The 17,121-nt window shown below is 61.9% G+C and carries 22 protein-coding genes; 6 read left to right on the top strand and 16 right to left on the bottom strand.

Annotation, left to right across the window (positions count from 1 at the left end):
• Positions 1–2 precede the first annotated feature (2 nt).
• The 6 genes from ASD58_RS14075 to ASD58_RS14050 all read right to left on the bottom strand — a co-directional run bounded on the left by ASD58_RS14075 (position 3) and on the right by ASD58_RS14050 (position 5,172).
• Positions 3–308, bottom strand: a complete 306-nt coding sequence (locus tag ASD58_RS14075; RefSeq protein ID WP_057261784.1) for a metalloregulator ArsR/SmtB family transcription factor — start codon at positions 306–308, stop codon at positions 3–5.
• Between the two features lie 74 nt (positions 309–382).
• Complete coding sequence (locus ASD58_RS14070; RefSeq protein WP_057261783.1) at positions 383–1,618, bottom strand: polyhydroxyalkanoate depolymerase; 1,236 nt, start codon at positions 1,616–1,618, stop codon at positions 383–385.
• Between the two features lie 208 nt (positions 1,619–1,826).
• Entirely contained in the window at positions 1,827–2,894 is a 1,068-nt protein-coding gene (locus ASD58_RS14065) for an NAD(P)/FAD-dependent oxidoreductase (protein ID WP_057261782.1), read from the bottom strand.
• Positions 2,895–2,976: 82 nt separating this feature from the next.
• A complete protein-coding gene (gene fdxA / locus ASD58_RS14060; RefSeq protein WP_055933073.1) occupies positions 2,977–3,300 on the bottom strand; it encodes a ferredoxin FdxA in 324 nt (107 codons plus the stop codon).
• Positions 3,301–3,439: 139 nt separating this feature from the next.
• Positions 3,440–3,718, bottom strand: a complete 279-nt coding sequence (locus ASD58_RS14055) for a protealysin inhibitor emfourin (RefSeq protein WP_057262094.1) — start codon at positions 3,716–3,718, stop codon at positions 3,440–3,442.
• Positions 3,719–3,762: 44 nt separating this feature from the next.
• Complete coding sequence (locus tag ASD58_RS14050) at positions 3,763–5,172, bottom strand: hypothetical protein (protein ID WP_057261781.1); 1,410 nt, start codon at positions 5,170–5,172, stop codon at positions 3,763–3,765.
• 121 nt (positions 5,173–5,293) lie between these two features.
• On the opposite strand from ASD58_RS14050, the gene ASD58_RS14045 reads away from it, so the two are divergent.
• Entirely contained in the window at positions 5,294–5,575 is a 282-nt protein-coding gene (locus tag ASD58_RS14045) for a polyhydroxyalkanoic acid system family protein (protein ID WP_057261780.1), read from the top strand.
• A gap of 31 nt (positions 5,576–5,606) precedes the next feature.
• On the opposite strand, the gene ASD58_RS14040 is transcribed toward ASD58_RS14045, so the two are convergent.
• From ASD58_RS14040 to ASD58_RS13995, 9 genes are all read right to left on the bottom strand, one after another.
• Positions 5,607–6,218, bottom strand: a complete 612-nt coding sequence (locus ASD58_RS14040; protein ID WP_057261779.1) for a hypothetical protein — start codon at positions 6,216–6,218, stop codon at positions 5,607–5,609.
• Positions 6,215–7,129 (bottom strand): GNAT family N-acetyltransferase, encoded by a 915-nt coding sequence (locus ASD58_RS30520; RefSeq protein ID WP_229209978.1) that lies wholly within the window; start codon positions 7,127–7,129, stop codon positions 6,215–6,217. The genes ASD58_RS14040 and ASD58_RS30520 overlap by 4 nt, the downstream gene beginning before the upstream one ends.
• 30 nt (positions 7,130–7,159) lie before the next feature.
• The gene (locus ASD58_RS14025) at positions 7,160–7,708 is read right to left on the bottom strand and encodes a hypothetical protein (RefSeq protein WP_057261778.1); all 549 of its coding nucleotides are present in this window, start codon (positions 7,706–7,708) and stop codon (positions 7,160–7,162) included.
• 14 nt (positions 7,709–7,722) lie between these two features.
• Positions 7,723–8,262, bottom strand: coding sequence for a DUF2867 domain-containing protein (locus ASD58_RS14020; RefSeq protein ID WP_307177515.1), 540 nt, complete (start codon positions 8,260–8,262; stop codon positions 7,723–7,725).
• Positions 8,241–8,579, bottom strand: a complete 339-nt coding sequence (locus ASD58_RS14015) for a hypothetical protein (RefSeq protein WP_057261776.1) — start codon at positions 8,577–8,579, stop codon at positions 8,241–8,243. Before ASD58_RS14015 ends, ASD58_RS14020 begins: the two co-directional genes overlap by 22 nt.
• Positions 8,580–8,660: 81 nt before the next feature.
• On the bottom strand, positions 8,661–8,912 hold the full coding sequence (locus ASD58_RS14010) for an acyl-CoA-binding protein (RefSeq protein ID WP_028100729.1): 252 nt from the start codon (positions 8,910–8,912) through the stop codon (positions 8,661–8,663).
• A gap of 296 nt (positions 8,913–9,208) precedes the next feature.
• Positions 9,209–9,496 carry an HU family DNA-binding protein gene (locus ASD58_RS14005; RefSeq protein WP_057261775.1) on the bottom strand — a complete coding sequence of 96 codons (288 nt, stop codon included), beginning with the start codon at positions 9,494–9,496 and terminating at the stop codon, positions 9,209–9,211.
• A gap of 173 nt (positions 9,497–9,669) precedes the next feature.
• Positions 9,670–11,058 carry a hypothetical protein gene (locus tag ASD58_RS14000; protein WP_057261774.1) on the bottom strand — a complete coding sequence of 463 codons (1,389 nt, stop codon included), beginning with the start codon at positions 11,056–11,058 and terminating at the stop codon, positions 9,670–9,672.
• Between the two features lie 106 nt (positions 11,059–11,164).
• Entirely contained in the window at positions 11,165–12,520 is a 1,356-nt protein-coding gene (locus tag ASD58_RS13995; RefSeq protein ID WP_057261773.1) for a S8 family serine peptidase, read from the bottom strand.
• 89 nt (positions 12,521–12,609) lie between these two features.
• Here ASD58_RS13995 and ASD58_RS13990 point away from each other — a divergent pair, with 89 nt between their 5' ends.
• Positions 12,610–13,113 carry an RNA polymerase sigma factor gene (locus tag ASD58_RS13990; protein WP_082565412.1) on the top strand — a complete coding sequence of 168 codons (504 nt, stop codon included), beginning with the start codon at positions 12,610–12,612 and terminating at the stop codon, positions 13,111–13,113.
• Entirely contained in the window at positions 13,110–13,868 is a 759-nt protein-coding gene (locus ASD58_RS13985) for an anti-sigma factor (protein WP_057261772.1), read from the top strand. The genes ASD58_RS13990 and ASD58_RS13985 overlap by 4 nt, the downstream gene beginning before the upstream one ends.
• A 19-nt stretch (positions 13,869–13,887) precedes the next feature.
• On the opposite strand, the gene ASD58_RS13980 is transcribed toward ASD58_RS13985, so the two are convergent.
• Entirely contained in the window at positions 13,888–14,244 is a 357-nt protein-coding gene (locus tag ASD58_RS13980; RefSeq protein WP_057261771.1) for an FKBP-type peptidyl-prolyl cis-trans isomerase, read from the bottom strand.
• A gap of 141 nt (positions 14,245–14,385) precedes the next feature.
• On the opposite strand from ASD58_RS13980, the gene ASD58_RS13975 reads away from it, so the two are divergent.
• Genes ASD58_RS13975 through ASD58_RS13965 form a run of 3 tightly spaced genes read left to right on the top strand, consistent with a single transcriptional unit; the run spans position 14,386 to position 17,119 of the window.
• Positions 14,386–15,354, top strand: a complete 969-nt coding sequence (locus ASD58_RS13975) for a cytochrome D1 domain-containing protein (RefSeq protein ID WP_057261770.1) — start codon at positions 14,386–14,388, stop codon at positions 15,352–15,354.
• A complete protein-coding gene (locus ASD58_RS13970; RefSeq protein ID WP_057261769.1) occupies positions 15,354–16,157 on the top strand; it encodes a polysaccharide deacetylase family protein in 804 nt (267 codons plus the stop codon). The genes ASD58_RS13975 and ASD58_RS13970 overlap by 1 nt, the downstream gene beginning before the upstream one ends.
• The gene (locus ASD58_RS13965) at positions 16,154–17,119 is read left to right on the top strand and encodes a sterol desaturase family protein (RefSeq protein WP_057261768.1); all 966 of its coding nucleotides are present in this window, start codon (positions 16,154–16,156) and stop codon (positions 17,117–17,119) included. Before ASD58_RS13970 ends, ASD58_RS13965 begins: the two co-directional genes overlap by 4 nt.
• The last annotated feature ends 2 nt before the right edge of the window (positions 17,120–17,121 follow it).

Here is a 17,121-nt window from a genome sequence, read left to right as displayed (position 1 = left end):
CCCTACTCCTTTGGACAGTAAAGTTTGTACAGCACCTGCAGCACCGCCATCGCCTCCGCGCTGGCAATGCTGTAAAAAATCTGTTTGCCTTCGCGCCGCGTCGCGACCAGTTCACCGTTGCGCAGCACGGTCAATTGCTGTGACAGGGTGGGTTGCGCGACGCCGGTTGCCGCTTCCAGCTCGCCGACCGAATGCTCGCCTTGCACAAGCTGGCAAAGCAGCAGCAGGCGGTCCTGGTTTGACAGGGATTTCAGCAGCCCGGACGCGCGGCCGGCAGCAGCCTGCAAAGCAACGGGATCAATCTTCATATTATATAAAAAAGTATAATGTTTGCCGTAATAAAAGCCGGGCACGCGGGCCCGGCCGGCTGGAGGGCAGGCCCTTAGCCGTGTTTCTTGATGAATGCCGAAATCCGTGGGCAGACCATTTCGCGCCAGCGGCGGCCGGAGAAGATGCCGTAGTGGCCGGCGCCCGGCACCACGAAGTCTTCCTGCATATTGGCGGGAATACCGGAGCACAGGTCGTGCGCCGCCTGCGTCTGGCCGGCGCCGGAAATATCATCCAGCTCGCCCTCGACGGTCATCAGCGCCACGTTCTTGATGTCCTGCGGGCGCACGAACACGCCGTCCACTTCCCAGGTGCCTTGCGGCAGGCGGAACTCCTGGAACACGGTCTTGATCGTGTCGAGGTAGTACTCGGCCGGCATGTCCAACACAGCGTTGTATTCGTCGTAGAACTTGCGGTGCGATTCTGCCGGCTCGTCGTCGCCGCGCACCAGGTGCATATAGAACTCGCGGTGCGACTGCGCATGGCGGCCCGGGTTCATGGCGATAAAGCCGGCGTGCTGCAGGAAGCCTGGATAGACCTTGCGTCCAAAGCCGGGGTAGTTAGGCGGCACCGCATAGATCACGGTGTTTTCGAACCAGGAGAACTTCTTTTCCACGGCCAGGTTGTTGACCTGGGTCGGCGACCTGCGCGGATCGATCGGGCCGCCCATCATCGTCATGGTCTTTGGCAGCATTGGATCCTTGGCGGTCGCCATCAGCGAAATCGCCGCCATTACCGGCACGGTCGGCTGGCAGACGGAAATCACATGCAGGTCCGGGCCGAGCAGGCGGATGAACTCCTGCACATATTTTACGTAGTCGTTCAGGTGGAACGGGCCGGCCGACAGCGGCACCAGGCGCGCATCGATCCAGTCGGTGATGTAGACGTCATGTTCGGACAACAGGGCCTGCACGGTATCACGCAGCAGCGTCGCATGGTGGCCGGACAGCGGCGCCACCAGCAGCACGGTCGGCTGCTTGAGGGCCTTGAACTCCTTCTCGCTCATATCCTTGCGGAAGTGCAGCAGCTTGCAGAAGGGCTTATTCTCGACGATGCGTTCGTCGATGTGGACTTGCTTGCCATTGACCACAGCCTGTTTGATGCCGAATTCCGGCTTCTCGTATTCCTTGCCCAGGCGGTACATCAATTCGTAGCCCGCGGCGATACGTTGCGAGAACGGTGTATGCGCAAATGGCGAAACAGGATTGGTGAACAGCTTGGACGAGGCTTCAGCCCACTGCATCAGTGGGTGCAGGAGCGAGCGTTGCATTTCGTGCAATTGGTAAAGCATAGTATGTCCCGCCGAAAATTGTGGCAATGCGCAAAGATGGTTCAATTATAGGCCATTTATACATGACCTACAGCATTCCGCAATACCCCACAGAAAGTACATAAACAAGGGCTAACACGCCATGATTCCAACATAATACGAGCATGAAAACAAAAAAAGCAGCGTTTCCGCTGCTTTTTTGTAGGATGCGTCTGAAGAACTGGTCGGATCAGTCGAACACCGGGGTTTCCACGCCAAGAACCTTGTGGAGTTTTGGCGACGTGGTGGTGTATTGCATATGGATCTTCTTGTCCGGGAAGATATATGGTGCAGCGCCGAAAGCGGCCAGTGCGGCTTCGTGGAAGCCCGACAGGATCAGCTTTTTCTTGCCTGGGTAGGTGTTGATGTCGCCCACGGCGAAGATGCCCGGCACATTGGTTTCGAACTTCTCGGTCGACACCACTTTCAACTGCTTGCGCTCGATGTCCAGGCCCCACTCGGCGATCGGGCCCAGCTTTGGCGACAGGCCGTAGAACACCAGCAGCATGTCCAGCGGCACGCGGCGGGTCACGCCATCGGCGCCGGTCACGCGCAGTTCGGACAGCTTGTCGTCCTTGGTTTCGATGCCCGACACCTGGCCGACGATCAGTTGCATCTCGTATTCATCGCACAGCTGCTTCATCTTGGCCACGGAGGCCGGGGCAGCGCGGAAGTCTTCACGGCGGTGCAGCAGTACCACGGATTCGGCCTTGCCGACGAAGTTCAGCGCCCAGTCCAGCGCGGAGTCGCCGCCGCCGCAGATCACCAGGTTCTTGCCTTCGAATTGGGCCGGGTTTTTCACGCGGTAGAACAGCTGCGAGCCTTCAAAGGCTTCGATGCCGTCAACCTTCATGGTGCGCGGCTGGAACGAACCCACGCCAGCTGCGATGAAGATGGTCTTGGTGATGAACTTGGTGCCCAGTGAGGTCTCGACGTCGAAGCGGCCGTCTTCGCGCTTTTGCACGACGGTCACTTCCTGCCCCAGGTGGTAGGTCGCGCCGAACGGCTCGATCTGCTTCAGCAGGCCGTCGGTCAATTCCTGGCCGGTGCACGATGGAATGGCTGGAATGTCGTAAATCGGCTTGTCCGGGTACAGTTCCACGCACTGGCCGCCAACGGCGCTCAGCGAGTCGATCACGTGGGCTTTGATCTCCAGCAGGCCAAGTTCGAAGACCTGGAACAGGCCAACCGGGCCGGCGCCGATGATGACTGCATCGGTCTCGTGGAGACCGCCTGGTGGGGTGCTGACGACATTCATAATGATTCTCATTCCATCTGAATAAGCGAACACCGCGTCAGGCGCGGTGTTGCACGGTGAATAACAGGCTGCTGCGAAACGATTAACGCTTCAGCAAATGGGCCTTTTCCTTAACGTCCTTGAACTGCTCGGCTTCCGGCAGGGCAGGCTTGGTCTTGGTGATCGAAGGCCAGTTGCGCGACAAGTCCGCATTGATCTTGATGTATTGCTGCTGGTCGGACGGCACGTCTTCCTCGGCGAAGATGGCGTTGACCGGGCATTCGGCCACGCACACGGCGCAGTCGATGCATTCGTCTGGGTCAATCGTCAGGAAATTCGGGCCTTCGCGGAAGCAATCTACCGGGCAAACATCGACGCAATCGGTATAGCGGCAGGCGATGCAGGATTCGGTGACAACGTGGGTCATAACAGTCCTATCTATATTGGAGCGCTGGGAAAAGCTCAGCAAAGCACTGTATTTTAAGGCAATCCGCTATTTCTCACAATTCGGGCTTAGATACAATCTAAATAAGCAAATTCGTGGCGTGCCTCTAACAGTCTTGCTTTCAGGCAGCAGAACGGATCAAATCGAGCAGATTTTGCCAAGGCGGGGCGCCGGTCTCGACAAAGCTTAAGCTATGTCGTCGACGGCCGTCGTCGGCCGTGATAGTCCAGTGCCCCAAATCGGCGCCGATCGGGGGCGAAAAATTTTCCGCAGATGTGAAAAAACCACTGGAGGCGAGGGCCGCCTCCAGCGCCGGACCAGCTGGGCTTGCATCCGTGTCAACTTCAAAGTGCTGGCTGAGTCCGGCAAAGCCGCCCCCGCCGGTCGCGGTGATCTTCATCAGCATCGCTCCGTGAAACCCCTTCCTTCAGGACGGGGAGGACGTCAATTTTCGATGGCTACCTCCCCGTGACGGGTACTGTAATTCTTGCACCAGGCGGCTAAAGCCTGGCGCTCGGCATCGAGCACGCCTTCCAGTTCGAAGTACTCGGCGTGGTTCATGGTACCGCAGCAGGCGCGGCGGTCCTGGCGCGCGTCGGGCGCGTCTTCCACCATGGCCGGCAGTTCCAGGTTCTGCGGCTGGTCCTCGGTCAGCGGCACGGGCGAGACCACCACCTCGCGCAGGGCGAAGCGGTTGCGGATGAAGTTGGCGTAGTCGACCGGCTTGCCGTCTTCCGCCGCGATGCGCAGCATCTGATTGACCACGTCGGCATACTTGGCGTTCGCGTCCGGCGCTGCCACCAGGGCGCGCAGCACCAGGCTGCACAGGTAGGCCGCCACGCTGTGCAGGCAAGCGGCGTCGTCGCGCAGGCCCGGTGCCCGTTCGAAGGCGAAGATGTCGGCCAGGATGTCATAGATGGCGCCGGTGAACACCTGCGAAATCGCATGCACCTCGTTGCCGGTTTCGGACAGCTTGAGGTCGTTGTCCGCGTTGCGCAGGCCATTCGGGCGGCCGAGCGCCAGGCCGAACTGTTCCGCCATATCGGCCAGGAAGGTCTTGTCGTGCAGGTCGGCCTTGGTTTGCGCGATCACCGCTTCCACCTGGTCGAGCTGGGATAGCGCGAGGAAGATGGCGGTCAGGTCGCCAAAGGATTCATGCAGGCCGCCGGTTTGCGGCGGCGCGCTGTTCAGGATCCACTTCGGCTTCAGCCCGTCCAGCACCGCGTGTCCGGTTTCGTGCGATACGATATCGAAGGAGCGGCAGGTGAACACCCGGCCCGCCGCGCCGGTTGGCACGAAGTCGCCGAACTTCAGCGCGCGGTCGCTGCGGCTGTAATAAGCGTTCATCACATTCGGCAATCCGTGCGGGAAGACTTGCAGCGGATCGGTGTTGCTGCCGCTGTTCCAGGCCCAGGGCAGGGGTGCGCTCCTGTCGGCGCGCGACAGCACGCGCTGGTACATGGTCAGGGTCAGGCGCACCACGGCGAAGGCGTGCACGGCATCGAACTGGTCGGTGTCCGGCGCCATGATGAAGTCGCCGAAGGCATTCGGGCTGACCGGCGCAATGCCGGGCTCGCCGTAAGTGATGCGGGCATCGCGCGGGCCTTCCAGGATCACGCCTGGCAGAAAAATCTTGCGGGTGCCGATTTCGCTGACGGAAGGATCCTGCTTCCAGATCAGCACGCGCGCGCCGGCGGGCGGTGCGGCGGCGGCACGCGTTGGCAACGCGGTATCTTTCAGGCGTGGCAGGCTGGGCTGCTGTAGCAGTTGCGCCGACTTGCGGTGCGCGCGGTACAGGGCGGATGGCGTCGGCACAAAGCTGACAGGCAAAGTCATGCACATATTCTCATCCATGATCACTCTCCCAAGGGCGGTTGAATGACCATGGTTACCCTGTCTGCGACAGCGCCCTTTGATCCAGCACAAAGGTACGTGCGTTAAAATAGCGCCTTTTGTGCTTTTTGATTAGCAGAGTATGGCCGATATCAACATCACCCAGGCCCACAGCCTGGAACCTGCGCAAGCGCGCGCAGCAGCAGAACAAGTCGCACAACGTATTGCCAAGGAATTCGACCTGGCCTGCCAATGGCACGGCGACACCCTGAAGTTCGGTCGCAGCGGCGTGGAAGGCACGCTGACCCTGGCGGACAGCGCGGCCCATATGAATATCAAGCTCGGCTTCCTGATGGGCGCCTTCAAGAGCGCCATCGAAGGCAAGGTGGCTGAGAAGATGCGTTCGGTGTTCGCTACCGCTTAAGCAACCGGAATCGCAGCAGGAACGATCTTCTTCATCGTTCCAGGTCTTTTCGCATCGCGTTGGCGGCCCGGCAGGCTGGATCTTTTTCGCCAAACTGGCACGACTTCCTGAGGACCTCCAGGGCTTTTTGCTTGCTGCTTGCATTGCCCTTGTCGCCGCCCAGGATAAAGCCGTACATCGTACAGCCCCATGGGTCGTTCGCCGCGCAGGTCCGCGCGAAGGTGCGGGCAGGACAGCTCTGCGCATCCACCGTCGTTTTTGCGGGCGGTAACAGAATGGCCGCGCGGTTGGTGCAGCCGGATGGCACGCCTAATTTGCAGGAGCGCTGGAACAGAATTTCCGACGCGCGATCATCATGCTCCGACGCTTGCAGCGCATTCCCCAACCAATAACAATGTTCACCTTTGCCGGCTTTGCAAGCAGCCAGGCATGCCGCCTGGCTTGATTCAGCCTCGCATTGCGCTTTAACCCTACGGTCGTAGTCTGGATGGCTTGTCGCAGGCATCAGGTCGGCAGGGCACTTTGCAAGATCGGCCGCCCAATCCCTGCTTGCATTTACCTCATTTGCCAGCGCAGAAGAATTGCCTTCGGCCCAAACCGAGGGCAGCACCAGGCAAAACAGCAGGACCATTAACTTCTTCATTCTTCTTCCAGGAATCGATGTAAAACGTAGCAGTCGACCAGCCCAAGTTCGCGGTGACGGAAAGCTTGCGGCAAAGTGCCGGCGATATTGAAGCCGAGCTTGCGGTATAACGACATCGCCGAAGCGTTCGTGCTGACGACGTAGTTGAACTGCATTGCCAGGAAGCCCTCCCGCCGTGCCTGTGCCAGGCTGTGCTCAACCAGCTTGCGGCCGATGCCTTTGCCTTGCGCCTGCCCGGCAACGGCATAGGTTGCACTGGCGACGTGGGCACCGTGGTCGGGATAGTTGGCACCCATCTTGTACATGCCGAGGATTTGTTCGCCAGCGCAAGCGACATACGCCGGGTGGCTGCTGAACCAATGAAGCTGGAAGGTCGACTTCTCAAATCCCGCGCCGAAGGGGAATGCATCGCCACCTGCCAGCAGCGGCTGGAAGATCGCCCACATGGCATCAAGGTCGCCGGCTTCTGCGCGGCGGATCGTCGCTCCACGCACAACACGGTAGTCGACGTTGCCATTGGCTGTCAGTTCACCGCGCACCCAGCCCTGGGCCAGGTAGAAGCGGTCAGCGCGAGTGTCGGCTGCGGTGGAGAGACTGACGGCTTGGGCGCCGCCAGCAAACAGCCAATCCGTCGCCAGCTGCAGCAATTGTTTGCCTGCGCCCAATCCTTCATGCGCCGGTTCGACAAACAGCGCCCAAATTGAATTATCCTCGTGCGCGGCGTAAGAAAAGCCAATCACGGTTCCATCGCGCTCGCAAACCCAGCCCTGGCCCAGCCGGTCCAGGTAATCCTCGTACATCTGCTGTGTTATGCGGTCTGGATTGGTCAGCGCGTTTTCGCGCACGGCCAGCCGGATCGCGCTCATGGCGGGGATATCGGCAGTCGTCGCGCGTCGAAATTCAAGTGTCATGCGTGAGGGCGGCTTATAAAAAGCGCAACTCTAACATGCCTGGTAGAAGAGGTGGCGGGCCTGCGCACCAGCCTGCAAGTTGGTGCGGTATGCAAGCAACAGCGTTGCGCGAACATCGCCCGTCGCAGCGCGTTCTGCAACCCGCGACCAGAACTGCGTGCGGCCAAGGCGCGCCATGGTTTTGCACATCGTCCAGAACTCGCGGCAGATGCGGCGGTCAAGATAGGCAAGGGCCGCTTGTTCCAGCTGGTCGCGCGCGCTGGCGCTGAGAGGCTGGCGTGCAAGCCAGCGCCACAGGCGCTCTTTCAAATAGCCGGAACGGAAATGGTAAGGATCGGCCAGCAGGAATTGCACCGCCGCTTCCAGGGCATCGAGATCGCCACTGCGCACGCGCGCCAGCATCGCCGCACCGCCCGGGAAGGACAAGGCATCGTAGCGTGCAAAAAAATCCTGGCAGGCCGCTTGCCATTCCGTGCGCTTCGTTGACGATGTGTCGCGCTCCTGGACCAGCGTGTTGATACGCGCCAGCATCCGGTTGATTTCGCGGGAGTTTTGCTGGATTCGTTCGAGGCTTTTCATACGCCCCCAGCATATCAGAGCGAGGGCAGGGAAGCTGTCCTCTTCAGCATGGTCTTGACGATGATCTTGTGCAGCGGCGTGACCGGCAGCATGTACAGGCGGCCCAGCCAGTTGTGGACATGGACCACCGTGGTAATGCTGACCGCACCTTGCGGTACCTTGCAGACGGACAGCACCACGTCCAGGTGCTTGTCCGAATCGCCCAGCAGCACTTCATCCGGTGACAGGTAAAGCAGGGAGAAGATGCCTACGCGGTCGCCGATACGATACTCGGCTATCGGTTTGGCGGCGTTCAGCGCGCCCAGGTGGCCCAGGTTTTTCAGTCCGGCCAGGCCGACCAGCAAGTTACGCAAGGCCATGAGACGGTTCACCCAACCGGGCGTCTGGCCCACAACGTGCATGTACAGTTCTAGCGCCGAGGCATTGGCATCCGGCGCCGCGATCTGGTAGCAGTCATGAAAATACGCACCCGGCAGACGCAGGCTGGCCTGGCTGCCTGCCGGCGCTGTGGCGGGGATGACGGCGCCGCGCATCACTTGCGCAGTAGCGCCCACAGGGAATAGCCGCCTGCCACGGTACCGACCGGAACGTTAAACAGGGCGATGAAGCTGAAGATAATCAGCGGGGTGCGAGCCGCGCGCGCACCTTTCAGGAAAGCGATGGCGGAGCCGATTTGCAGCAGGCAGAGGGCAACCAGCACGCCGAGGATAATGATGCCGGCACCGGCGATGAACTCAAAGACAGCAGGGACATCGCGTACTATTTCCGCCAGGGCGCGGAAGAAGATGCCCAGGCAGGCCAGCAACAGCAAGGAAAGGAAGCCGAGGACGATGTGGACGATCGCGGCGATCCTGGAATGGTTATCCAGCATTTGACTGTTAATTATTTTGCAAATGCTGCAGTGTGCAGCGCCGCGCAGGTTTTGACAAGCGCGGCGCCGAAGGCGGGAGGATTACTTCAGGCTTTCGATCAGGTCGATGTACTGCTGCTTGGCGTCGTCCTGGCTGGTGCCGGCCAGTGCCGCCCACGCGTCGAACTTGGCGCGGTTGACGAAATCCGTCATGCCTGGGCGCTCGCCGGTGGCATCGCCTGCCGAGCCTTGCTTGAACAGGGCGTAGATCTTCAGCAGGGTCATATTGTCTGGGCGTTCCGGCAGGTTCTTGGAATCGGCCATCGCTTGGTCGAATTGTTCTTGCAGGCTCATGGTGTCTACCTTTGGTTTAGTGGGGTTATGAAGCGCCATCATACAAAAGAAAACTGCCTGAGCCTTAGAGGATAGGCTCCAATTCAGCGCACGCTCGTTACCACGGCCCGCACCGGATTGAATCGAACGCGTGCGCTGCCAACGGCAGCGGGAGGGCAGCCAGCATATGGGAAGTTTGCATGTCCTTGTTCGTCCTACGCAGGAAGTGATCGGTGCAGCGCACAATAAAAAACGGCGGTTCAAGACGAGCCGTTTGGCCAGTCTTGAACCGCCGTTCTGGCGGTAAGCCTGAAGAATTACTTCTTCTTGGTTGGGTTCACAGCGGCTTTCAGGGTCGCGCCAGCCGAGAACTTAGGGGTCTTGGATGCAGCGATCTTGATCGCTTCGCCGGTTGCTGGGTTGCGGCCTTTGCGAGCGGCGCGCTTGGCGACGGAGAAGGTGCCGAAACCGGTGATGCCAACGGTGTCGCCCTTTTTCAGACGCTCGGTAACGATCGCGATCAGGGTGTTAATTGCGTCGTTAGCGGCTGCGCCGGACATTTCGGTACGCTTCGCAAATTCTGCAATCAGTTCGCCTTTTTTCATTACTACCTCCTTGGTTAATGGAGCGCGCAGATTAGCACATTAATTGAAAAAAGTGTGTACCGTTTTTTGAAGAAGCCCATATAGTGACTGGCTCGCCACGAAATCCGGTGAAGGTTTTGGCGAAAACCTCAGGTAGTTTAAGCTTTTTCGCCGTGCCTCCCCAGGGTGGTGCGCTACTGTGCGGAGCCTTCAACGGCGGCGTTCTTGCCTGCCTGGGCGTTGAAGCCGGCGTTCACATTGCCGTTGGCGGAGGCGCTTTTCGTCGATTGCTGCGGTGCGGATTGGCTGCCGGTGCTGCCGTTGGCACTACTGCTGCGAGGGGTTTTGCTGGCGCTGGCGGAGCCGTTCGCCGAGCCGTTTACCGAGGCGTTGGCGTGGCGGTTGGCGCTGCGGGATGGTGCTGCAGCCTGGCCGCTGGCCGCGCCGTTGCCGTTTGCAGAACCGCTGCCGCCGGAACGGCTTGCATTCGCATTTGCGCCGCCATTCGACGCACCGTCGGCGCTGCCGCTCAAGCCGTTTGCGCCGCGCGCCAGGCTGGCGCCGAGGCCGGATGCGCCGCTACCATTACCCGATGCGGAAGCGGATTTGCCGCCGTTCGACGAGCCGCCTGGCGTGCCATTCGCGGTGCTGTTGGAGCCGCTGTTTGCTGCGCCATTCGCCACGCCGTCTGCGCTGCCGCTGGCGGCACCCGCATTGCGCGCCACCTGGCCGCCGAGCGAATGGGCGCCTGCCGCACCGCCGGCAAGGCTGCCCGCCAGGCCATTGGCGGCACCGTTGGCCGCGCCATTCGCATTGCCGCTGGCATTGCTGTTTGCGGCGCTGTTCGAAGCGCGATTTGTCGTACCGGTTGCCGAACCGTTTGCGGCGCGGGATGCCGCGCCATCGGCAGCACCAGTCGCCGAGCCGACACCATGCGCCACCTTGCCGCCGAGAGCGGAAGCGCCGGCCGCACCGCCGGCGAGGCCGCCTTCGGCACCATTTGCGGCACCGTTGGCGGCACCATTGGCGGCACCATTAGCTGCGCCGTTGGCCGCGCCGTCCGCATTGCCGCTGCTTGTGCCAGCTCCGCGTGCCAGTTGTGCGCCCAGTGAAGAAGCGCCGTTCGCGCCACCCGCCAGGCTGCCCGCGATGCCGTTTGCGCCGCCGTTCGCAGCACTGCTTGCAGCACCGTCCGCATTACCGCCGGCCGCGCCGGAATTGCGCGACAGGTTGCCGGTCAGGTTGCCGGCGCCACTCGCCGCGCCGCTGGCATCCAGGCCGCGCTGGCTGGCGTTATTTGCTGCCGAATCTGCTGCGGCAGCGCGGGAAGCAGTAGCCGTGGCATTACCGGCTGCATTGCCGGCGATATCCGCGCCGGCACGGCTCCCGCGCATGGTGCTGCCAGCGATGTCACCGGTCATCCCGCCGCGCATGGCGCTCATGCCGCCACCGAAAGCACCGCCGATGCCGCCGCCAATATTCCCGCCAAGCGCGCCGCCGAGTGGGCCGGCCTGGGCGATGGAGGCAGCGCTGGCAGCAGCGATAAAGGCAGCGCGGATGAGGGTTGCGATGTTGGTTTTCATATCAGTTCTCCTTAGTCTGGCTGCGGGAAATCCGCCGCTTACATACAGAGAACGAACCGGGTTTGGGATTTCTTCCATCCCTTCGAAAAAAATTTTGAATTTTTTTTCAGCGGAAGGCGGAAGGGGGAATACGCAGGTTTTCCGCCACAACGCCGCGCCCGGTGCCTTCGCCGGCTGCGCTGGCGCTGGCGGCCAGTGCAGATACCGCTTCGGCGGCCTGCGCCGGGGACGGGGAAGGAAGGCGTGGCGCCAGCAGTGCCGCCACCAGCGGCGAGGCAAAACTCGTTCCGCGTACCAGCTTGTACGGTGGCGTGCCGATGGCGGCTGCCGCCATCTGGCTGCCCGGCGCCGCGAACATCACCTGTGGTCCGCGCGCAGCTTCCGGCAGCGGGTGGCGTTTCGGGTCGATGCCGGTAACGCCGACTACGCCGGGATAACTGGCTGGATACAAAGGAGGAGCCGCCGGCCCGTCATTGCCGACCGCCGCCACCAGCAGGTGACCGCGCGTCACCATTGCCTGCACCACGCGGCCCAGCATCTGGTTGGGCGGGCCGACCAGGCTGATATTGATGACGCCTACCTGTTCTCTCGCCAGCCAGGCCAGGGCTTGCACGATCTGGCTCGCCGAGCCGCCTGTCGGCTGGTCGCAATAGATATCTGCGGCATACAGCTTGGCACCGGGCTGTGCGCCGGTGAAACGTTCGGACTTGCCTATCATCAGGGCGCCGACAGCCGTGCCGTGGGGGGCGGGGCGCGAGGCGCCGTCACAGCCCCAGCGCACGATCCGGGCTTTTTCAAATACCTCGTGGCTGCCATCGACCCCGCTGTCTACCAGCCCGACGCGCACCTCGCCGCCGGCCGCACCGGTGGTACCGGCGCCGCTGGTTTCCATGCCCGGCACGCCGGCCGCCTCCTCCTCGCCGACAGACTCGGCCCCTGTATACAAGTGGTTGAAATCGTAGCTGCCCTCAGGATCGGCCGCGCGCAGCCTGGCCAGCGCGTCGGCCGTGGCGACGCCTTCCGGTACCCTCAAGGTCACCAGCACCTGGCCGATCTCCGGCATTTCCTGGCGGCCGGTCTCGGCCAGCCGGATCGCGGCGGCTGCGGCAAGACCGGCCTCCGATGGCGACCACGCCAGGATCTCCCTGCGCACGATTGGGAAACCGGAAGGATCCGGCTCCAGCTGCGCCGGATGGCGCTGCAGTAAATCGCGCATATTCAGCGACCGAAGCTGGTCCAGCGCCACCTTGCGCGGCAGCTCGGTGGTATCGAGCAACGTTTCGCGCAGGCGGTCGCGCAAGCTGTTGTCGCCGAGACGGGAGGACAGTCCGCCGGGAAGCTGCGGCATGCCGGGCAGGCCGATTTGCGCTGCCGCAGGTCCCGCGCCGGCCAGCAGGCCAAGGGCCAGCAGCAGGCAGCGGCATGTACGCAACAGGGTATAAGTCGGGCGCAAGGATGACATGGTCGGATGATAATATAGGCTACCGGTATCTATTCTGTATTAACGATTGGGACAGGGAAGAAAATCCCCATCCCATTCGTTATCTTCATATGATGGACAACGATAGCGCCCTGCACGAGGAAATCGCCACACTGTTGCCGCGACTGCGGCGTTTCGCCCGTACCCTGGCCTGGCACCGCGAGGATGCCGACGACCTGGTCCAGCTCTCCGTGGAGCGCGCCATCCTGCACAGCAGCTCTTACCAGCCGGGAACCCGCCTGGATAGCTGGTTGTTCCGCATTATTAAAAATGCCTGGATCGACGAAGTGCGCTCCCGTACCCGCCGCAGCGAGCTGTTTGCGCCGGAAGAGGAGGGCGAGCACGTAGGCGACGATTATGCCGAAGCTCACCAGCAGCGGATGGCGGTGCAAAAAGCCGTCAGCCTGCTGAGCGAGGAGCACCGGCTGGTGGTCGGCCTGGTGCTGGTGGAAGGTTTGCCATATAAAGAGGCAGCCGAAGTGCTGGAAATTCCGATCGGCACCCTGACCAGCCGCCTGGCGCGCGCCCGCACTGCGTTGCAAGAAATGTTATCGGAACAAGCGAGGACGGTATGAAGAGTTTTTCCGACGAAATCCTGATGGCTTATGCCGACGGCGAACTGGATGAAGTGACCCGCCGTGCGGTCGAGGAAGCCATGCACAAGGATGCCGCGCTGGCGCGCCGCGTGGCCCAGCACAAGGCCATGCGCAACGACGTATTTGCCGCCTTCGCGCCGGTGGCGGAGGAAGCGGTACCGCCAAGGCTGGCGCAGCCGCTGCGCCAGGCCACCGTGGTCAGCCTGGATTCCGTGCGCGCCCGGCGCGAGGCGGAGCAGCAAGCTGCCCGCAAGGCTAGCCGCGGCCGGCGCTGGTCGTGGCCGGAATGGGGTGCGCTGGCGGCCATGCTGATGGTGGGGGTGATGGCCGGCCATTACGGCGTCGGCATGCTGCCGGTCGACCACGGCGAAACGGTGGCCAGCCGCGACGGCATGCTTGTGGCGCAAGGGCGCCTGGCGACGGCGCTGGACCAGCAACTGGCCGGCAGCGGCGGCCCGGTGCGCATCGGTACCAGCTTCCTGGCGCAGGACAACAGCTACTGCCGCAGCTTTACGACGGCGCAGGATATGTCGGGCCTGGCCTGCAAGCAGGGCGGCGCATGGAAGGTGCAACTGGCGGTGCAAAGCCAGGGCAAGCCACAACAGGGGGAATACCGGCAGGCAGCGGCGGACATGCCGACGCAGGTGTTGGATGCGATCGACCAGCGTATCGCCGGCCAACCGCTGGATGCGAAAGCGGAGCAGGAGGCCGTGCAGCGCAAGTGGCTGCGCTAAGCCCCCTCACGGGGCTGGATTAAACGCCCAGCAGTTCCACGTCGAAGATCAGGGTGGCGTTTGGCGGGATCACGCCGCCGGCGCCGCGCGAGCCATAGCCCAGTTCAGCAGGGATGATCAGCTGACGGGTGCCGCCGACTTTCATGCCTTGCACGCCTTCGTCCCAGCCACGGATCACCATGCCGGCGCCCAGGGCGAATTCGAACGGGTCGTTACGGTCTTTGGAGGAATCGAACTTCGGGCCTTTGCTGCCGTCGTCGTTGCGCAGCCAGCCGGTGTAGTGCACGGTGACATTCTGGCCAGCCTTGGCTTCGGCGCCATCGCCAACTTTGATGTCGTCGTATTGCAGGCCGGATGCGTTAGTGATGATAGTCATTTGGATTCCTTGGAAATGTGGGACTCAGGCCGCGATTGTAGTGCATCCGCGGCCGATATCCCCTAAATGTTGTCGGCAATACCTTTATACAAGACGTTTGACCGTAAAATACTGGTTGGCTTAACCAATAAGCGAGTTTTCATGTTCCGCAGTATCCGTAGCGCAGCAGTTTTATTAGCTTTGCTGGCAGGCGTGCAGTCTGTCCAGGCAAACGTTGTCGTCGTGCTCAATTCGCGCGATGCGACGGTCCAGTTGCTGGACCAGGAAAGCTACAAGAGCCTGCAGACCTTCCCGGTGGGGAAAGAGCCCCACCACCTGATGGCCACCCCCGATAACAAGTCGTTGATCGTCGCCAGCGCCGTGGGCAATGAACTGGTGTTCCTGGATCCGGTCACCGGCCAGGTGCAGCGCCACGTCAAGGATATCCTCGACCCGTACCAGATCGGCTTTTCGCCGGACCAGAAATGGTTCGTCGCGACTTCGCTGCGCCTGCACCGGCTGGATGTCTATTCCTACAATGGCAAGGAAATGACGCTGGCCAAGCGGATTCCGCTGCCAAAACTGCCTAGTCACGTGGCATTCGACGCCAAGAGCACCACCGTGTTCGTCACCCAGCAGGGCAGCGACCAGGTCAGCGCGGTCGACCTGAAGACCCAGAACGTACTGTGGACCATCCCGGTCGGCAAGCTGCCGGCGGGGATCGCCATGACGCCGGACGACAAATACCTGCTGGTCGGGATCATGGGTAGCGACTACGTTGAAGTGATCGACTGGCGCACCCGCCAGACCGTCAAGCGCATCAAGGCCGGTGCCGGCACCCACAATTTCCGCGCCCTGGGCGATGGACGCTACACCTATGTGTCGAACCGGGTGTCCAACACCATCAACATCATCGACCAGAAGACGCTGGAAAACGTCGGCACCATCGACGTGCCGGGCGGCCCGGATTGCATGGAAATCACCGCCGACCGCAAATACATGTGGGCCACGCTGCGCTGGATCAAGAAAGTGGCCGTGATCGACCTGCAGCAGAAAAAGGTCGTCAGGATGATTCCGGTCGGCCGCTCGCCGCACGGCGTCTTCTTCGCCAACTCTTCGGCTCGCATGTAATGAACGCCGCAGCGCCTGCCCGCACCGCGCCGCTCGCCGCCCGCGTGCTGGCGCTGGCTGCGCTGTTGCCGCTGGCCGCCGGCGCAACTGCGCCGCCACCTGTGGCGTGCCACGGCACGATCTACCTGACCTTCGACACCGGCAGCCAGTCGCAGGCCGACCTGATCGCCGCCGTCCTCGTGCGGCAAAAGGTCAAGGCCACCTTCTTCCTGGCCAACGAAAAGACCGTCAAGGGCGATTACAGCCTCGATCCGTCCTGGCAGGCTTACTGGCGCGCCCGCGTGGCCGAGGGGCACGCCTTCGGCACCCACACCTTCGACCATACTTATTACGTGCGCGACGCCGCGCACGGCAAGATCACGGTCAAGCCGCAGTTCGGCGGCCACGCCGGCAAGGTGCAGGACTGGACTTCGCAGCAGTATTGCGATGAGTTGCGCCGCGTCGACCAGCGCTTCCACCAGCTGACCGGCAAAGCGCTGGACCCGTTCTGGCGCGCCCCCGGCGGCAAAACCAGCCCGCGCACGCTGGCGGCCGGCAAGGCTTGCGGCTACCAGCACGCAGGATGGGCCACGCCGGCCGGCTTCTCCGGTGACGAATTGCCGGTGGAACGCGCTTCCAACGCGCAACTGCTGCAACGCGCCCTCGACGGCCTGCGCGACGGCGACATCTTCATGGCCCATATGGGCATCTGGTCGCGCAAAGACCCCTGGGCGCCGGCCAACCTGGAACCCCTGATTGAAGGCCTCAAGCAGAAAGGCTTCTGCTTCGCGACCCTGAGAGAACACCCGGACTACCGCAAATGATTCAATTCTTTCTGGACCTGCTGGGCCAAGCCCAGGGCTGGCTGTTTGAAAACGCCATCCAGCCGCTGATCTACTACACCGGCATGGGCGACATCACCGAAGAAGCCTTTGAAGGCACGGAATGGCTGCTGATCGGCATGGCCGAACTGCTGCTGATCTACCTGGTGCTGCGCCCGCTGGAAGCCGCCATCCCGGTGCACCGGTTCACCGACAAGCGCGCGCGCTGGAATGACTTCACCTACACCGTCATCCAGCGTCTTGGACTGATTCCGCTGGTGCTGTTCTTTACGCTCGACCCGCTGATGGACGCCATTTCCGGCGCCTTGCACATGGAAGGCGTGCAGCCCTTCAATCTGGAAAACCTGGTCACCAATATGCATCCGCTGGCCAGCTTCGCCATCTACCTGCTGGTGCTGGACTTCGCCGATTACTGGTTCCACCGTGCCGAGCACAAGTTCAACTGGTGGTGGGGGCTGCACAGCCTGCACCACAGCCAGCAGAACATGAACCTGTGGAGCGACGACCGCAACCACCTGCTGGACGACCTGCTGCGCGACATCGTGATGGCGGTGCTGGCGCTGGCCATCGGCGTGCCGCCAGGCCAGTATGTGCTGCTGGTGTCGCTGTCCCGGATCGTGCAAAGCCTGCAACACGCCAATGTTCGTATACACTTCGGCCGCATTGGCGAACGCTTGCTGGTTTCGCCGCGCTACCACCGCATGCACCACGCCATTGGCATTGGCCATGAATCGAAAGGGCAGGGCACGCTGGGAGGTTGCAATTTCGCCGTGCTGTTCCCGATTTGGGACATTATTTTCCGCACCGCTAACTTCACGCCGCGCTTCGAAGCGACCGGGGTGCGCGACCAGTTGGCGGGCCGCGACTACGGCCGCGGCTTCTGGGCCCAGCAATGGCTTGGCTTGAAGCGGATGTTTGAATATATGAGAAAGAAACCGAGTTAATT

The sequence above is a fragment of the Duganella sp. Root1480D1 genome (assembly GCF_001427305.1).
Taxonomy (GTDB): Bacteria; Pseudomonadota; Gammaproteobacteria; order Burkholderiales; family Burkholderiaceae_D; genus Rugamonas.
This window is presented reverse-complemented; position numbering and strand designations above follow the sequence as displayed.

Coding starts and splice junctions, on each gene's coding strand:
- ASD58_RS13975 (WP_057261770.1), top strand. CDS start 14,386: ATGTTCCGCAGTATCCGTAGCGCAGCAGTTTTATTAGCTTTGCTGGCA.
- ASD58_RS14070 (WP_057261783.1), bottom strand. CDS start 1,618: ATGCTTTACCAATTGCACGAAATGCAACGCTCGCTCCTGCACCCACTG.
- ASD58_RS13985 (WP_057261772.1), top strand. CDS start 13,110: ATGAAGAGTTTTTCCGACGAAATCCTGATGGCTTATGCCGACGGCGAA.
- ASD58_RS14055 (WP_057262094.1), bottom strand. CDS start 3,718: ATGAAGATCACCGCGACCGGCGGGGGCGGCTTTGCCGGACTCAGCCAG.
- ASD58_RS14040 (WP_057261779.1), bottom strand. CDS start 6,218: ATGAAGAAGTTAATGGTCCTGCTGTTTTGCCTGGTGCTGCCCTCGGTT.
- ASD58_RS13990 (WP_082565412.1), top strand. CDS start 12,610: ATGATGGACAACGATAGCGCCCTGCACGAGGAAATCGCCACACTGTTG.
- ASD58_RS14075 (WP_057261784.1), bottom strand. CDS start 308: ATGAAGATTGATCCCGTTGCTTTGCAGGCTGCTGCCGGCCGCGCGTCC.
- ASD58_RS14005 (WP_057261775.1), bottom strand. CDS start 9,496: ATGAAAAAAGGCGAACTGATTGCAGAATTTGCGAAGCGTACCGAAATG.
- ASD58_RS14025 (WP_057261778.1), bottom strand. CDS start 7,708: ATGAAAAGCCTCGAACGAATCCAGCAAAACTCCCGCGAAATCAACCGG.
- ASD58_RS14010 (WP_028100729.1), bottom strand. CDS start 8,912: ATGAGCCTGCAAGAACAATTCGACCAAGCGATGGCCGATTCCAAGAAC.
- ASD58_RS14050 (WP_057261781.1), bottom strand. CDS start 5,172: ATGGATGAGAATATGTGCATGACTTTGCCTGTCAGCTTTGTGCCGACG.
- ASD58_RS14065 (WP_057261782.1), bottom strand. CDS start 2,894: ATGAATGTCGTCAGCACCCCACCAGGCGGTCTCCACGAGACCGATGCA.
- ASD58_RS13970 (WP_057261769.1), top strand. CDS start 15,354: ATGAACGCCGCAGCGCCTGCCCGCACCGCGCCGCTCGCCGCCCGCGTG.
- ASD58_RS14045 (WP_057261780.1), top strand. CDS start 5,294: ATGGCCGATATCAACATCACCCAGGCCCACAGCCTGGAACCTGCGCAA.
- ASD58_RS13980 (WP_057261771.1), bottom strand. CDS start 14,244: ATGACTATCATCACTAACGCATCCGGCCTGCAATACGACGACATCAAA.
- ASD58_RS13995 (WP_057261773.1), bottom strand. CDS start 12,520: ATGTCATCCTTGCGCCCGACTTATACCCTGTTGCGTACATGCCGCTGC.
- ASD58_RS13965 (WP_057261768.1), top strand. CDS start 16,154: ATGATTCAATTCTTTCTGGACCTGCTGGGCCAAGCCCAGGGCTGGCTG.
- ASD58_RS14000 (WP_057261774.1), bottom strand. CDS start 11,058: ATGAAAACCAACATCGCAACCCTCATCCGCGCTGCCTTTATCGCTGCT.
- fdxA (WP_055933073.1), bottom strand. CDS start 3,300: ATGACCCACGTTGTCACCGAATCCTGCATCGCCTGCCGCTATACCGAT.
- ASD58_RS14015 (WP_057261776.1), bottom strand. CDS start 8,579: ATGCTGGATAACCATTCCAGGATCGCCGCGATCGTCCACATCGTCCTC.
- ASD58_RS30520 (WP_229209978.1), bottom strand. CDS start 7,129: ATGACACTTGAATTTCGACGCGCGACGACTGCCGATATCCCCGCCATG.